We start from the raw sequence: 14928 nt of genomic DNA on the forward strand, positions 1-14928 counted from the left end.
AGCCGGGCTAGCATCCCCCGGTGACCACGACGAACTCGGGTATCCAGAGCGAGCGATTCGCCCGGCTGCGGCTCCTGCTACGCGACGAGGGGCTCGCCCGGCTCCAGGATTCCACCGTCATGGTGCTGGGCCTGGGTGGTGTCGGCTCCAGTTGCGCCGCGGCCCTGGCCCGTGGTGGCGTCGGCTCGCTCATCCTGCTGGATCGAGACGTCGTGGAACCCACCAACATCAACCGACAGACGATCGCCTTCCTGTCCACGGTCGGCCGCGTCAAGGCCGACGTGATGCGCGAGATGGTCGCCGACATCAACCCCGAATGCCGCACCTTCAGCGAGGAGGTCTTCCTCACCCGGGAGAACCTGGCCGCCACCCTGGACGCCTACCCCACGCCCGACTACGTCATCGACTGCATCGACACGGTCACGCAGAAGCTGGCGATCGTGCAGTGGTGCGCCGAGCGCGAGGTCCGTCTGCTCTCCTCGATGGGGGCGGCCAACAAGCTCGACCCGTGCCAGCTGGCCTTCGCCGACATCCACCAGACCCGTCACTGCCGGCTCTCCACGGCGATTCGCAGGGAGTGCCGTCGCCGGGGCATCAGCAACCTGGAGGTGCTCTTCTCCCACGAGCTTCCCCACAAGGTGGACAATCCCAGCGGTGAGTGGAGCAAGAGTGCCACGCTGGGCTCGATGAGTTACATGCCCCCGATCATGGGCCAGATGCTGGCAGGCCTGGTCATCCGACGCCTGTCGGGGTTGGAAGCCTTGCCCGGCCCTCCGTTGTTCACCGCGCCGGAGCCGTGACCATGCTGCTGGACAGCCACCACCACTTCGACTTCCTGACCGGTCCGCCCCTGCGCGCTGCCTTCCTCAGGGCCCTGTGCGAGCGCGATGTCCGAATCGTGGCCCAGACCCTCACCCCATCGGCCTTCGCCAAACTGGTGGATGACGCCGAGGGCTTGGGCGTCGACGAGGGCTGCCTGCCGTTGTGGTCGCTGGGCCTGCACCCGTGGCACCTGGGTGGCGAGGCCGAGGCGGAACGAGCCGTCGGGTGCTTCGCCGAGCAGGTGCACCGCACCCGCTTCATCGGTGAGATCGGGCTCGACTTCAGCCCGCGACGCCTGCAACACTCCCCCGCCCCGGTGCAGCGGAACACGTTGCGGCAGCTGCTCCACCACGTGTGCGAGGCCGCCACCAGCTGCCACCCGGGGCGGCCGATGGTGCTCTCGCTGCACGCCGTGCGCTCGGCTGGCGAGCTGCTCGACCTGCTCGACGAGGTGGACGTGGCCGGGCATGGCATCGTCCCGGTCTTCCACCGTTTCTCCGGCACCAGCCAGGAGCTGACGCGTCTGGTCCGCATGGGTGGTCACCTCTCGGTGCATCCCCACTTGCTCTCGACCAAGCGCGGCCGGGCCTATGTAAGGCAGGTGCCCGCCGACCGGCTGCTGCTGGAGAGCGACCTGCCCGAAGGTCCCCTCACGAGATCGGCCTCTGACGTGGCGGCCGCTGCCCGGCGCTGCGCCGACGAACTGGCCGACGTGCTGCACGGGAGCCTCCGCATGCTCTCGCAGTTGAGGCAGTGCGACATGGCCCACGAGCTGGCCCAGACCCAGGCCCGGCTCTACGGCCCGCTGGAGCCACCTCGGTCCTGAGCAGGGCCCAGCAGGCCCCGCGCGTGGGCCAACGCCAGCGCCGAGAGCGTGATGCCGTCGCGGATCCGAGCCTGGGCGATCCGGTCGGGCCCCAGCGCGAGGAAGCAGACCCCGTCGAGGACCTGGTTGCGGTCGACCACCACCTCGGCGCCCAGCAGGACGGCGGTGCGCAACAGGCCGAGGAAGACCTCCGTGGCCCGCTGGGCACCTTGGGTGAGCCAGAGCTCCGCCTGCGAGACCGTGTCGAAATTGGACACGATGATGCGGTGGGCCTTCTCGCCGACCACGGCTCGTCTCCCCTCTGGATGCGCCCACACTAGCGGCCGAGGTGGTTCTGACAACGAGGAAGGGCCCGGCCGAGGTCTTCGGTCAGGATCCCTGCCAGCCGATCACCCACCACAGTCCCGACGGCATCGCCCCGAACTGGATCGGCAGGTTGTAGACGAAGATCGCCAGCACCAAGAGGAGGTCCACGACGCGAGGGTGCAGCTGGACCACGACGGTGCCGCGCCTGGGAGCAGCGCGTCGTCAGTGGCCGCCGAACTGTCGTTCCTGCGGGAGAGCACCTCATCCATGCACAGCGACACTACCTCGACGCCACTCCCGCGGCTTGGGACGAGGGCGTAGCAGAAAGCCGGGTACGACATCGCGCTACCACGAAGTCAGGAACCAGTCCTCGGACGAAGCCGGATGCCGGAAGTTGTGTCAGTGACTCATCCAGGCCTGGCGGTGCTCGAGCAGCGTCAAGGCCACGCCACGGGCGATGTTGCGTCATGGTCGAAGTCACGAAACAAGGCCGAGACCGCATCTGCGGCCCCGGCCTTGTCACAACAGGGTTGAGTGGAGGTGGCGGGAATTGAACCCGCGTCCTCGAGAGGCGAACCAGGTCTTCTCCGGGCGCAGCTGTGGTTGACGCTTTTCTCGGCCCCCACGCTCTCTACAGCACGTCGTGGACAGGCCCAGTAGCAGAAAAGTCCCGATCAACCCCTGCCACACGGGTTGATCAGCAAGCCTCCTTGATGAGGCCAGGATCCGGACGGAAGGCTACATCCGGTCTGACCCTTCGGTCACTGCTCAGGCAGCGAGAGCGAAGTCTGCGCGATTGTTGTCGGCAGTTATAGGTTTCCGGGGAACATTAACGTGTTGACCCTGGATTCACGGCCCGCTTCCCCTGGAACTACCGTCCCAAGTCGAAACCAGTCACCCCCTGTTGAGTTGTACCCCGGGCTGCAACAACAACCCGGTCGCACTAGCTTACCGGTGCAACGCCCGCCACGCCAACGAATATTCCGCGACGGCTGTGCGGGCAGCCACCTCGGCAGGGCTCAGCGGCCCAGTTCCCGAGGCCGCTGTCCCAACGGACGACCCTCGTCGAGCAGCTTCAGCGGCAGCACCCGGGTGACGGGATTGCGCCAGTCGTCTCCCCCACCGGCATGAGCGATGCCCGCGACGGTCAACAGCAACCAGGGCAGCGCCAACAGACTGGTCCAGAGCCACCCCTGGGTGACCAGCGCCGTGGAGCCCAGCACCAGCAGCGCGATGAGTTGGAAGTTGAAGGCCTTGGCCGCCTCCCTGCGCGTGTACCCACCGTGGGGCGAGACCGCATAGACGATGGCCGGGCCCACGACGCTGGTGCCCAGCCCACTCAGGTGCGCGACGGTGGCCCCCACCCGGCTGACCGGGCCGGGCTGGTTTCCAGGCCGTCGCAGCAACAGCGACGCACCGGTACCCACCGGAATGCGTGCCAGACCGGTGAAGGCCTGGTTCATTTCACGCCGATTGGTGGCGCCCAGCACGGTCTCGACGCGCTGGTCGAGTTCGTAGATGGTCAGACGCCCCTCGGCATATGCCTGCTGCAGGTAGGCCAGGCTGCGTTCACGCTGCTCTTCGGTGACCGGGAGGGCCAGCGACGGGTGTTCGAACGGGGACGGCATGGTGAGCGACTTTCCAAGGGGCGCGATGGTGGTGGGCATGCTTCCAGTCTTGCTCGGCAGGAGCGTGCACACCATCCGGGGCAGCCCTGAGGCTGCCCCGGAATCAGCATGATTCAGCGAACGCCGAGCAGGTCACAGACGAAGATCAGGCTCTCCCCGGGGGCGATGACGCCGCCGGCGCCACGCTCGCCGTAGGCGAGGTGCGGCGGGATGACCAGCTTGCGTCGGCCGCCCACCTTCATGCCCTGGATGCCGGTGTCCCAGCCGCTGATGACCTGTCCGGCACCCAGCCGGAACTGCAGCGGACCACGGCCATAGCTCGCGTCGAACTCCTCACCGGTGGAGAAGGCCACACCCACGTAGTGCACCGCCACGGCCATGCCGGCCTTGGCCTCGGGGCCGTCGCCCACGACGATGTCGGTGATCTCAAGGTCGGTGGGCGCGGGGCCCTCGGGGAAGTCGATCTCAGGCTTTTCAGTCATGGCGTCCAGACTGCCACACCGCACGGGCGGCTGGCTCGTCGCCGATCACCAGCTGCCGACGCCGCCACCGCCGCCGCCACCGCCGGAGAAGCCCCCGCCCCCGCCGCCGAAGGCCGAACCGCCACCGAAACCGGTACCGGAGGTGCCGATCGAGGACGGTGCCGGCATCGGCGGGGCCGCGGAGTGGTCGATGGTGTTCAGGGTGTTGGTGAAGACGTAGAAGTTCCAGTGGTCGTAGGGGCCGTAGTACCAGACCGGCGGCTCGGCACTCAGCCGCCCCATCCGCACCAGTTCGGCGCACAGGTCTGCCCAGCGCTCGGTCAGGCCGAACAGGATCGCCCAGGGCAAGTAGCGCGAGAAGATGTCCTCGCCCTCCTCGAACCTCAGCTGGTCGGCCTCGGCTGTGGCCAGATAGGTGCGGAAGCCCTCGATCTGGTCGGTGAGAGCTCGGCCCAGGCCGGTGCGCTGCCCGCGTTGCATCCGGGCGCGCACCACCATCATGGTGAGCACCGCTGGCACCACCGGGGCCAGCAGCCACAACGCAGACATCGACCCGCCGCCGAAGAAGAGCCAGGCAAAGCCGAGCATGAGGAAGCCGGAGCACCCGGCGCCGGCACCCGCCGCGGTGGGATTGCTGGTGAACCAGCGACGACTGGCCACCTGGTTGCGCACGCTGGTGACCATGGCCGAGTGGGCGATGTAGAGGCTGCCTCGTCGGGACAGGTCGATCTCACCATCGACGGAGCGTCGGAAGAGCCGCTGCAAGAGCACCTGTTCGTGGGGTTCGGCGGCCTTGGAGAAGTCGACCAGGGAGACCCGTGCGGTGTCGCGGTCGCTGGACAACCGCACCGCCCCGCGCACCGCCAGGTCGACCAGGGTGGCGGTGGTCTCCTTGGTGTCCAGCTGGCCGTCGGCCAGCAGCCCCGCCTCGGCGACGCTGATCTTGGGCGGGCTGAAGGCGACCGGGATCTCCACCTTGCCGCTGGGCTTCTGGCGCGCCGTCTCCCCCGGCCCGGGCACCACTCCCGGCGGCAGGCCGACGAATCGCAGGTCGCGTCCCCGGCGCCGCCAGTAGGCCAGGCCCAGGATCGGGGAGATGACGGCGCTGAGCAGCCCGGCACCCAGGCCCGCCTTCTGGGCCATCTGTTCGGCAGCATCGGCACGGGTGACCAGCGTGGGCTGGTTGGCCGCGAGCTGGCCGGCACCGATCTGGGTGGAGATCGTCAGCACCTCGCCGGGCGCCTTGTGGTCCTGGGTCCAGGTGGCCTTGCCGTCCACCAGCTCGGAGCTGGTACAGCGCTGGGACTGCCCTGGCGGGGCCGAGGAGCAGAAGACGTCCTGCACTCCCCCGGGCACGGTTGCGGTCACTCGAATGTCGTTCACCGGCGGCGTCTCGCCGCTGATGGCGTCCCACAGGAATTCGTCGTAGCTGCCGGAACTGCGCATGGCCCCGGTGACCTCATAGCTGAGGGTGTAGGTGGCGGTGCGCGTCTGGATGTAGCGGCCGGGAGTGCCGATGCGCAAGGTCAGAAATTCCACGCGCCCCTGCTCGTCGACCTGCCGGGAATACTGCGAGGAGGCGTCGGGACTGCTGACCCGCACGTTCTCGATGCCGTAGACGGCATCGTGCTCGTCGTCGTAGTCCTCCCGCACCACGAAGCTGCGCGTGATGCCCTGCTGTCGGCCCACATTGCCGAAGCGGTAGACCAACGTCTCGGTGGCCCGGACCCGCCCGTCGCGTCCCACCTGGTAGTCGATGTGCCAGGAGTCGACGGAATCGCCCAGCGCGTGAGCCGGAACCGGTTGCAGCACAGAGAGGGTGGCCAGCAGCAGCGCGGCCACCAGCCCCAACGAGCGACGCAGCGGCGATGCCATCAACGACGCCTTCTGTTGCGCTCGGCCAGGTCTCGTTCCATGTCGCGGCGCATGTCGCGCTCGGCGATGGTCTGGCGCTTGTCCCATTCCTTCTTGCCGGTGCCCACCGCGATCTCGACCTTGGCGTAGCCGTCACTGAAGTAGATGCTCAACGGCACGATGGTCCGGCCGGAGCTGCCGATCTCTCGCTGAAGCTTGTCGATCTCACGGCGGTTCAGCAGCAGCTTGCGATTGCGGCGGGTGGCATGGTTGGTCCACGTCCCGAAGGCGTACTCGGGAATGTGTGCATTGCGCAGCCACACCTCGCCGTCGTCGATGGTGGCGAAGGCATCCACCAGGGACGCCCGACCATTGCGCAGACTCTTCACCTCAGTGCCGGTCAGCACCATGCCCGCCTCGAACTTCTGCCCGAGGTGGTAGTCGTGATGCGCCTTCTTGTTCTGGGCGATGAGTTTGCGGCCCTTTTCGCGTGGCACCTTGCTCCCCTGCTGATTCGTCCTGCTCCTGCTGCCGATCGTGCCAAGACTACGCCGATCCCGCCTCACCCTAGCCGGTGCACGAAGGACGGCGAGCTCGCGACTCAGAAGTAGTCGGCGGGGTTGACCAGCTGCCCGTCGGCCCAGGTCATCAGGTGCAGGTGGCAGCCCGTCGAGTAGCCGGTGTTGCCCACCTGTCCCAGCACCTGGCCGCGGCGGACCCGCTGACCGGGGCTGACGACGTAGTGCGTGGCGTGGTTGTAGCTGGTGGTCATGAACTTCCCGTCGACGCTGCCGTGGTCGACGATCAGCCGGTTTCCGTAGCCGGCATTGAAGTAGCTCTCGGTGACCACCCCGTCACGCGGGGCGACGATCGGCGTGCCGCAGGCCGCCCCGTAGTCCATCCCGTCGTGCAGCTTCCAGATCTTCAACACGGGGTGGAGGCGCTGGCCGAACTGCGAGGTGACCGGCCCGTTGACCGGCGCCGACCAGCCACCGCCTTGGTCCGTGGCGGGCTCGGGTGCCTCGACAGCGGGGGCGCTGCGCTCCTGCTCCGTGGCCCGCTGGGCGGCCTTGGCGGCCCGCTGGGCCTCGTCGGCCTTGGCCTTCGCATCGGCAGCCCGACGCCGTGCCGCCTGCTTGGCTGCCTCCTCTGCCCGGTCGGCCTCCTCACGAGCCTTGGCAGCAGCCTCTTGCCTGGCCTTGGCCTCGCGCTGCGCCTTGGCCTTCGCCTTCTGCTCGGCGACGCGCTCGGCGATGCGAGCCTCCACCTGGCGCGACTCCTTCTCCAGGATCGCCTGCTTCTCCTTCTCCGCCGCAACCTTTTCGGCCGCTGCATCCTCCGCCGCGGAATGGCTCTTCACCAGCGTGGCGACGGTGGCAGCGGCGCGGTCGGCCGTGGCCTCCGCCTCACGGGTGGCCTCGAGTTGCTTGGCTGCGGCGGCACGGTCGGCCGCCACCTCCTGTTCGGCCTTGGTCTGGGCGCGCTGGGCATTCTGCAGCTTGGCGTGCAGGGCCTGCAGCCGGTCCATCTGGGCCTGGGTGGCGTTGAAGATGGTCGTCGACCACTGCATGGCCTGGTTCACGTCGCTGATCTCGGCGTCGGTGACGAAGGCGGCGATGCCCATCAACTCGGTGTTCTGCTGGTGCGTCTCGCGCACGCTGGCCCCGATCACCTTGGCCTCGGCATCCAGTGCCTTCTGGTTGGCGGCCACGTCGGCCTTGGCCTGGGAGAGCCGGGCGCGGGCAGCCTTGAGGTCGGCGGCCAACTGCTTGTCCTTGGCCTGGGCCCGGTTGCGTTGGCGCTGCGCCTGGGCCAGGGTCTTGCGCGCCGTGGCGAGCTTCGACTTGGACTCGTCCAGGGCTGCGGCGGCCTCGTTCAGCTCGGCCGAGAAGGTCTCCAGGTCATCGCGCGAGTCCGCGAGCTCGGAGTTGATCCGGTCGCGGTCGTCGATGAGGTCCTCGGCGTGGGCCTGCGGCAGTTGCCCCAGCCCCAGCGAGGTGACGGCCGCGGCAACCAGGAACAGACGGGTCACCCGCCCCGTGGCCCGGGGGTCACCACAGCTCACACGACCGAAGGCATCAGTGGTCAACCCAGTCACGTTTTTCCTCGTTCCAGCCTCGCACTTGCTGCGGGACACTCAGACCCTCAGGGACTTCCTGGTTGCGAGCAGCGTGGGAATGATAGCCAGCAGAACAGCCACCAGGACAACCGCGGCCATGGCCAGGCCGGCGTGCTGCCACGTGATCCACCGTAGAGCCTGAATCGAGACTTCAGCATTCTTCACGATGATCGACCAGTAGCCGAAGGCCAGGGTGGCGCAGGCCAGCGCTGCGCCGACCAGCCCTGCCACCAGGCTCTCCAGCAGGAAGGGCAGCATGATGTAGCTGTTCGAGGCGCCCACCAGGCGCATGATGCCCAGCTCGCGGCGGCGACTGAAGGCCGCCATCCGAATGGTGTTGCCGATCTGCAGGGCCGCCGCCAGCAGCAACAGGACACTCAGCCCGATCGTGCCCCACTGCAGGGCCCGCAACCAGTTGAACAGCGGGTCGAGCACCTTGTGCAGGTCCTGCACGTTCTGCACCCCCGGCATGACCTTGGCCTGCTCCACCACGCCGGCATATTGCGCTGGATCCTTCAGTTTCACCCGGAAGGAGTCCTGCATCTGGTCGACGGTCAGCGAATCCAGGATCGGGGAGTCGGAGAAGGTCTTCTTGAACTCCTCATAGGCCTCTTCGCGGCTTTCGTAGAAGACCTCCTGGACCTCGGGGTGGGCCTCCAGGCGCTGCTTGATCTGCTCCCGTTGGGCCTGGGTCACGTCCTTGCCGGGCTCGCAGGTGCCGCCCTGGGAGTCCTTGACGCACATGAAGAGGCTGATCTCGATCTTGTCGTACCACTTGCCCTTGATGAGGTCGACCTGCTGCATGGTCATCAGGCCGGCCCCGAAAAGGCTCAGGCTGACCCACATGGTGACGATCACGGCCAAGGTCATGGAACCGTTGCGGCGAAGACCAGACCAGGTCTCGCGGAGGGTGTGACGCATTGCTTGTTCTTCCTTTCGGGTGGCGGGCAGGCTCAGGCGCTGCCGTAGACACCCTTGGTCTGGTCACGCACGATGGAGCCGCCCTCGAGTTCGATCACCCGACGGCGCATCTGGTCCACGATGCTCGAGTCATGGGTGGCCATGACCACGGTCGTGCCGGTCCGGTTGATGCGGTCCAGCAACTTCATGATGCCGACGCTGCTGACCGGGTCGAGGTTGCCGGTGGGTTCGTCGGCCAGCAGGATCTGGGGGCGGTTCACGAAGGCCCTCGCGATCGCGACGCGCTGTTGCTCACCGCCGGACAACTCCTCGGGCACTCGGTGCTCCTTGCCGGACAGCCCCACCAGCTCCAGCGTCTCGGGCACCACCTGGCGGATCTGGCTGGTGGGCCTGCCGATCACCTGCATCGCGAAGGCGACGTTCTCGTACACCGACTTGCCCGGCAGCAGCCGGAAGTCCTGGAAGACCGTGCCGATCTGGCGACGCAGCTCGGGCACCTTCCAGCTGCGCAGACGCCCCACGTCCTTGCCGCCCACGTGGATGCTGCCCATGGTGGGGCGGTATTCACGCAGCACGAGCCGGATGAAGGTGGACTTGCCGGAACCGGACTGCCCCACCAGGAAGGCGAACTCGCCCTCGTCGATCTGGACATTGACGTTCTTCAGGGCAGGCCGGTCCTGGCCGCCGTAGAACTTGGTGACGTCCTCGAAGGTGATCACGATGCTTCCTCGGCCGCGTCTGGGGGAAGGATCAAGGCGATCCCACGGCCGCCAGCGAGTCTAGGGGCATGGCTTGCCCCGGCCGCAACTTGACACACAGCTGACACCGGGAGTTCGACCACCCGACACCATGCCCCGGGAAAACCTTGCCCCACAAGGAATCATCGCCCTTGCGGAAGTTGCGGGATCAGTCGTCGTGATCCTGCATGCGCCAGCGAATACCCGCGTCGATGAAGCCATCGATCTCTCCGTCGAAGACGGCCTCGGGATTGCCCACCTCATGGTTGGTGCGCAGGTCCTTGACCATCTGGTACGGGTTGAGCACGTAGGAGCGCATCTGGTCGCCCCAGCTGGCCTTCACGTCGCCGGCCAGTTCCTTCTTCTTGGCGTCCTCCTCCTGCTTCTTGAGCAGCAGCAGGCGCGACTGCAGCACGCGCATCGCGGCGGCACGGTTCTGGATCTGACTCTTCTCGTCCTGCATCGAGACCACCAGGCCGGTGGGAAGGTGGGTGATGCGCACCGCGGAGTCGGTGGTGTTGACCGACTGCCCACCGGGGCCCGAGGAGCGGAAGACGTCGACGCGGATGTCCGACTCGGGCACGTCGATGTGGTCGGTGTCCTCGATGAGCGGGAGCACCTCGACCGCGGCGAAGGAGGTCTGGCGACGGCCCTGGTTGTCGAAGGGGCTGATGCGCACCAAGCGGTGGGTGCCGCCCTCCACCGACAGCGTTCCGTAGGCGAAGGGCCCGCTGACCTCGAAGGTCACCGACTTCAGCCCCGCCTCCTCCGCGTAGGAGGTGTCCATCACCTTCACGTTGAAGCCATTGCGTTCGGCCCAGCGGGTGTACATGCGCAGCAGCATCTCCGCGAAGTCGGCAGCATCGACGCCACCGGCACCGGCGCGGATGGTGACCACCGCGTCACGCTCGTCGTACTCACCCGACAGCAGGGTGCGGATCTCCAGCCCCGCGATGTCCTGCTTGAGCTTCTCGACCTCCTTCTCGACGTCGGCGGCGGCCTCGGCGTCGCCTTCGTCGCCGGCCATCTCGATCATCAGCGCTGCTTCCTCGAGGCGAGTGTGCAGCTCGTCGAGCCGCTCCACGTCGGACTGCAGGGCCGACAGTCGTGAGGTGACTCGCTGGGCGTTGGCCTGGTCATCCCACAGGTCGGGTGCGGAGACCTGCTGCTCGAGCTCGGAGATCTCGACCTTCTTGGATTCGGGGTCGAGAACGGCCTCGATCTGCTTCAGGGAAGCCTCGAGGTTGCTGAGTACGTCTGGAAGATCTGCAAGAGCCACGTCAACGGAGTCTACCCGGATGCTCGCCACGGGGCCCCACCCTGCGCGCGATACACTTGCCTGCCGTCGAAAGGAACCCATCGTGGGAGCACTCAAGAACCAGCTGCAGGCCGACCTCGTCGTGGCGATGAAGACCCGGGACGAGGCCGCCAAGAGCAATCTGAGGATGGCTCTGGCAGCCATCCACACCCAGGAGGTGGCTGGTGCCACGGCCCGCGAGCTGACCGACGCCGAGGAGATCGGTGTGGTCACCAAGGAGGTGAACAAGCGCAAGGACTCCGCCGAGGCCTACGCCCAGGGTGGACGCCCCGAGCTGGCCGCCAAGGAGACCTCCGAGGCCGAGTTCCTGCAGCGCTACCTGCCCGAGGCGATGGACGAGGACGAGCTGCGCGCCATCATCACCGAGGAGGTCGCCGCCGCCACCGGCCCCAACGGGGAGAAGCCCACGATGCGCCAGATGGGCCAGGTGATGAAGGCCGTCAACCAACGCACCCAGGGCCGCGCCGACGGCAAGACCGTCTCCGGCCTGGTGAAGGCCGCCTTGGCCTGATCCACCCGCCGACCCGCGTGCTTTAATGGGTCGGCATGCCCGGGCGCATAGCTCAGTTGGTTAGAGCACCTGCCTTACAAGCAGGGAGTCGGGGGTTCGAGTCCCTCTGCGCCCACCGATTTCGAAACGGCCCCTTCCCGGCATGAAGTTACCTGAGCGATCTGTCACCGGCGCGTGGCAGGATCACTGCATGGCAGCCTCAGACCACAGTGACCAGCCCCTCGTCGGCCTGCAGCAGCTGGCCCCCGACGTCGATGACGCCTACCGCACGTGGACCAGTGTGCGAGAGTTCGGCGCCACCGGTGACGGCAGCACTGACGACACGGAAGCGATCCAGCGCGCCGTCGAGGCGGCCGGCGAAGGCGGTACGGTCTACTTTCCCCTGGGCACCTACCGCATCTCCGCCCCGCTGCGGGGCCTGCCCCAGCAGACCTTCCGCGGCAGCGGTTCCAACAGCGGGGTCAGCGCGCGCTTCCTGCGGGGTGTGCAGATCGTCGCCAGCCATGCGGGCGCCGTCCTGCAGCTTGCGCCCTGCTCGCACGTGCGTGAGCTGCGCCTGATGGGGCCGGGAGACACCGTGTCGGGCAGCGTCGGCATCAGCGCCCGGGACTCCTCTGCCGTCGTCCTGGACGAGGTGACGATCTGGCACACCGAGCTGGGCATCGACCTGTCGAAGTGCTGGTACGCCCACATCAACCACTGCAGCCTGTGGAACAACCAGACGGCGATGCGCGTGGAGTACTGCTACAACGTCAGCCTGCACAACATACGGATCTCCGGCCTCCTGGCGGACGGCAGCAGCAATGGCACCGGCATCGAGATGGTCGACCGCTCACTGCTGAGCCTCCACGGCGGGGCGATCGAGCAGTACCGCACCGGCATCAGCCTGGGAAGTGCGATGCAGCTGAGCATGTTCGGCGTCTACATGGAGACCCGCACCGTCGGCTCCCATGGCGTGCTGGCCAGCGGGGATGGCCCCCAAGTGCTGGCCACCGGCTGCCAGGTCTACGTGAACAACCACCAGGCCTGGATCGACCTGTCCGGTGCCCGCGGGGGCGGGCTCAGCGCCAACGCCAACAAGTTCAAGGGCGGCCAGGCGGGCCAACCGACCCTCGCCTACCGCTGGAAGGCGAGCGCCAGCGCGCCCAGGGTGCAGATCGGCGGCGACTCGTGGCATGACGTGCTGCGCCACCCGGACGTGCGGCACCACGAGCGGCCCCTGCCGCCCGGCAGCCTGGTCGAGGCCCCCGAGGGGGCGCCGGGCGCGTCGCAGCCAGTGCTGGCCAGCACCATGAACCGTGCGGGCCTGGGCCAGGCCTGGGTCTCCACCGGCTCGGGATGGAGGCGCCCCCAGCTGGGTGACGACGAGGCACATGTCGGAGCGCAGTTCTTCGACACGCGCTTGGGGCATGCGATCTGGTGGACCGGTTCCGACTGGGTCGACGCCCAGGGGCAGCCCGTCGACGGGAATGCCTGGAAGATGGCCACCCGGGTGCAGACCGGTGTCAACCCCCTGCTGCGGACCTCCCGGGACGGTCTGGCCAGGCTCGCCGCCAGCCTGCGCTCGCGGCTGCGTCGCTGAGCGACGCGACCCCAGGCCCGGGCCTCTTCTCGGAACGATTCCTGCGAAACCGCCCCCACCCGGGAATTTTCTGGAATGATTCCAGATTAGGATGGGTAACGCACTGACACCCAGTGCCAGTCGAGAAAGGACTCGTACGATGACCGATCGTCATGTTCCGCAGGAAACCACCCTTGGGCCGCTCCCCGAGGGCGCCCAGCCCACCGGCTCGACCCGCTCCAACGGCGCTCCCGCCGTGAGCGACCGCAATTCCCTGTCCGTGGGCCCCAACGGTCCCCTGCTGCTCCACGACGTGCACCTGGTGGAGACCTTGGCGCACTTCAACCGGACCAATGTGCCCGAGCGTCGCCCGCACGCCAAGGGCTCGGGTGCCTTCGGCGTCTTCGAGACCACTCACGACGTGAGCCAGTACACCCGCGCCGCACTCTTCCAGCCCGGGGTCAAGACCGAGATGCTGGCCCGCTTCAGCACCGTTGCCGGAGAGATGGGCTCGCCCGACACCTGGCGCGACGTGCGCGGTTTCAGCCTGAAGTTCTACACCTCCGAGGGCAACTACGACCTGGTGGGCAACAACACCCCCATCTTCTTCGTGCGTGACCCGCAGAAGTTCTCGCACTTCATCGCCTCGCAGAAGCGCCTGCCCGGCAATGGGCTGCGTGACAACAACATGCAGTGGGACTTCTGGAGCCTCAATCCCGAAAGTGCCCACCAGGTGACCTACCTGATGGGTGATCGGGGTCTGCCCAAGACCTACCGCCACATGAACGGTTACGGATCGCACACCTACATGTGGATCAACGCGGCCGGCGAACGCTTCTGGGTGAAGTACCACTTCCACAGCCAGCAGGGCGTCGAGGGTCTCTCGGGTGAGCGCGCCACCGAGATCGCCGGCGAGGATGCCGACTTCCACCGTCGCGACCTGTGGGATGCCATCGAGCGCGGCGACCACCCGCAGTGGAAGCTCTCGGTGCAGGTCATGCCCTATGAGGAGGCCAAGACCTACCGCTTCAACCCCTTCGACCTCACCAAGGTGTGGCCGCACGCGGACTACCCGCTGATCCCGGTGGGCACCATGACCCTGAACAAGAACCCGGACAACTTCTTCGCCCAGATCGAGCAGTCGGCGATGAGCCCGTCGAACCTGGTTCCCGGCATCGGCTTCAGCCCCGACAAGATGCTGCTGGGGCGCGTCTTCGCCTACCCGGATGCTGCCCGCGCCCGCATCGGCACCCACTTTGAGCAGCTGCCGGTCAACCAGCCCCGTGGCGTGGAGAACCACAACTTCTACGCCATCGACGGCCAGATGAATTACCTGCAGGGCAAGATGGCCGCCACCTACGCCCCCAACTCGATGGGACGTCCCTACTCCGACGAGGTGGGCCAGGTGGAGGACAGCTGGGAGTCCGACGGCGAGATGGTGCGCCAGGCCTACGAGTTGCGCGCCGACGATGACGACTTCGGCCAGGCCGGCACGCTGGTGCGCGAGGTCTGGGACGACGAGCAGCGCGCCCGCTTCGTCGACACCGTGGCCGGGCACCTGCTCGGCGGCGTGACCGGCGACGTGCTGCAGCGGGCCTTCGCCTACTGGAAGGCCGTCGACGAGACCACCGGCGCCCAGATCCAGGCCAAGGTCGAGGCCGCCCAGGCGGAGAACCGCAACCCCGGAGGCGAGGCCGACAAGGCCAAGCAGGAAGCCGCACCGTCGCCCATCAAGGACGAGAAGACCAACGCGGCCCACTGATCCACCACCGTCTCCAGCGGGGCCCGGCATCGTGACGATGTCGGGCCCCGCTGCGTCATCTGCCACCTGGAGTCCTACGCT

14 protein-coding genes, 1 tRNA gene and 1 other RNA gene are annotated in these 14928 nt (G+C 67.5%); 6 read left to right on the forward strand and 10 right to left on the reverse strand.

What is annotated here, in order from left to right; translation table 11 throughout:
- The first annotated feature begins 20 nt into the window (after window positions 1-20).
- Complete coding sequence (locus tag ACOAMO_RS14295) at window positions 21-800, forward strand: tRNA threonylcarbamoyladenosine dehydratase (RefSeq protein ID WP_420175410.1); 780 nt, start codon at window positions 21-23, stop codon at window positions 798-800.
- A 2-nt stretch (window positions 801-802) separates the two neighbouring features.
- Window positions 803-1648, forward strand: coding sequence for a TatD family hydrolase (locus ACOAMO_RS14300; RefSeq protein WP_420177061.1), 846 nt, complete (start codon window positions 803-805; stop codon window positions 1646-1648).
- On the opposite strand, the gene ACOAMO_RS14305 is transcribed toward ACOAMO_RS14300, so the two are convergent.
- The 10 genes from ACOAMO_RS14305 to prfB all read right to left on the reverse strand — a co-directional run bounded on the left by ACOAMO_RS14305 (window position 1618) and on the right by prfB (window position 10974).
- Window positions 1618-1935 (reverse strand): hypothetical protein, encoded by a 318-nt coding sequence (locus ACOAMO_RS14305; RefSeq protein WP_420175411.1) that lies wholly within the window; start codon window positions 1933-1935, stop codon window positions 1618-1620. The genes ACOAMO_RS14300 and ACOAMO_RS14305 overlap by 31 nt on opposite strands.
- A 551-nt stretch (window positions 1936-2486) precedes the next feature.
- Window positions 2487-2856, reverse strand: a transfer-messenger RNA (tmRNA) gene (gene ssrA / locus ACOAMO_RS14310).
- A 117-nt stretch (window positions 2857-2973) separates the two neighbouring features.
- A complete protein-coding gene (locus ACOAMO_RS14315) occupies window positions 2974-3621 on the reverse strand; it encodes a DUF1707 domain-containing protein (protein WP_420175412.1) in 648 nt (215 codons plus the stop codon).
- 74 nt (window positions 3622-3695) lie between these two features.
- Window positions 3696-4064: an FKBP-type peptidyl-prolyl cis-trans isomerase gene (locus ACOAMO_RS14320; protein ID WP_420175413.1), complete on the reverse strand. Its 369-nt coding sequence runs from the start codon at window positions 4062-4064 to the stop codon at window positions 3696-3698.
- Between the two features lie 45 nt (window positions 4065-4109).
- Window positions 4110-5939: a DUF2207 domain-containing protein gene (locus ACOAMO_RS14325; RefSeq protein WP_420175414.1), complete on the reverse strand. Its 1830-nt coding sequence runs from the start codon at window positions 5937-5939 to the stop codon at window positions 4110-4112.
- Window positions 5939-6415 carry an SsrA-binding protein SmpB gene (smpB, locus tag ACOAMO_RS14330; RefSeq protein ID WP_420175415.1) on the reverse strand — a complete coding sequence of 159 codons (477 nt, stop codon included), beginning with the start codon at window positions 6413-6415 and terminating at the stop codon, window positions 5939-5941. The genes ACOAMO_RS14325 and smpB overlap by 1 nt, the downstream gene beginning before the upstream one ends.
- A 104-nt stretch (window positions 6416-6519) precedes the next feature.
- Entirely contained in the window at window positions 6520-8016 is a 1497-nt protein-coding gene (locus tag ACOAMO_RS14335; protein ID WP_420175416.1) for a peptidoglycan DD-metalloendopeptidase family protein, read from the reverse strand.
- 39 nt (window positions 8017-8055) lie between these two features.
- Window positions 8056-8958, reverse strand: coding sequence for a permease-like cell division protein FtsX (gene ftsX / locus ACOAMO_RS14340; protein ID WP_420175417.1), 903 nt, complete (start codon window positions 8956-8958; stop codon window positions 8056-8058).
- A 32-nt stretch (window positions 8959-8990) separates the two neighbouring features.
- Window positions 8991-9677 (reverse strand): cell division ATP-binding protein FtsE, encoded by a 687-nt coding sequence (ftsE, locus tag ACOAMO_RS14345; protein WP_420175418.1) that lies wholly within the window; start codon window positions 9675-9677, stop codon window positions 8991-8993.
- Between the two features lie 187 nt (window positions 9678-9864).
- Window positions 9865-10974 carry a peptide chain release factor 2 gene (gene prfB / locus ACOAMO_RS14350; RefSeq protein WP_420175419.1) on the reverse strand — a complete coding sequence of 370 codons (1110 nt, stop codon included), beginning with the start codon at window positions 10972-10974 and terminating at the stop codon, window positions 9865-9867.
- Between the two features lie 82 nt (window positions 10975-11056).
- On the opposite strand from prfB, the gene ACOAMO_RS14355 reads away from it, so the two are divergent.
- The 4 genes from ACOAMO_RS14355 (at window position 11057) to ACOAMO_RS14370 (ending at window position 14847) form a co-directional block, all read left to right on the forward strand.
- Window positions 11057-11524, forward strand: a complete 468-nt coding sequence (locus tag ACOAMO_RS14355) for a GatB/YqeY domain-containing protein (protein WP_420175420.1) — start codon at window positions 11057-11059, stop codon at window positions 11522-11524.
- Window positions 11525-11565: 41 nt separating this feature from the next.
- Window positions 11566-11639 (forward strand) — tRNA-Val (locus ACOAMO_RS14360).
- A gap of 75 nt (window positions 11640-11714) precedes the next feature.
- The gene (locus tag ACOAMO_RS14365; protein WP_420175421.1) at window positions 11715-13106 is read left to right on the forward strand and encodes a glycosyl hydrolase family 28-related protein; all 1392 of its coding nucleotides are present in this window, start codon (window positions 11715-11717) and stop codon (window positions 13104-13106) included.
- A 139-nt stretch (window positions 13107-13245) separates the two neighbouring features.
- Window positions 13246-14847, forward strand: coding sequence for a catalase (locus ACOAMO_RS14370; protein WP_420175422.1), 1602 nt, complete (start codon window positions 13246-13248; stop codon window positions 14845-14847).
- Window positions 14848-14928 lie beyond the last annotated feature (81 nt).

The organism is Luteococcus struthionis, from assembly GCF_048595755.1.
Taxonomy (GTDB): domain Bacteria; phylum Actinomycetota; class Actinomycetes; order Propionibacteriales; family Propionibacteriaceae; genus Luteococcus.

Coding starts and splice junctions, on each gene's coding strand:
- ACOAMO_RS14365 (WP_420175421.1), top strand. CDS start 11,715: ATGGCAGCCTCAGACCACAGTGACCAGCCCCTCGTCGGCCTGCAGCAG.
- ACOAMO_RS14300 (WP_420177061.1), top strand. CDS start 803: ATGCTGCTGGACAGCCACCACCACTTCGACTTCCTGACCGGTCCGCCC.
- ACOAMO_RS14325 (WP_420175414.1), bottom strand. CDS start 5,939: ATGGCATCGCCGCTGCGTCGCTCGTTGGGGCTGGTGGCCGCGCTGCTG.
- ACOAMO_RS14370 (WP_420175422.1), top strand. CDS start 13,246: ATGACCGATCGTCATGTTCCGCAGGAAACCACCCTTGGGCCGCTCCCC.
- ACOAMO_RS14320 (WP_420175413.1), bottom strand. CDS start 4,064: ATGACTGAAAAGCCTGAGATCGACTTCCCCGAGGGCCCCGCGCCCACC.
- ftsX (WP_420175417.1), bottom strand. CDS start 8,958: ATGCGTCACACCCTCCGCGAGACCTGGTCTGGTCTTCGCCGCAACGGT.
- ACOAMO_RS14315 (WP_420175412.1), bottom strand. CDS start 3,621: ATGCCCACCACCATCGCGCCCCTTGGAAAGTCGCTCACCATGCCGTCC.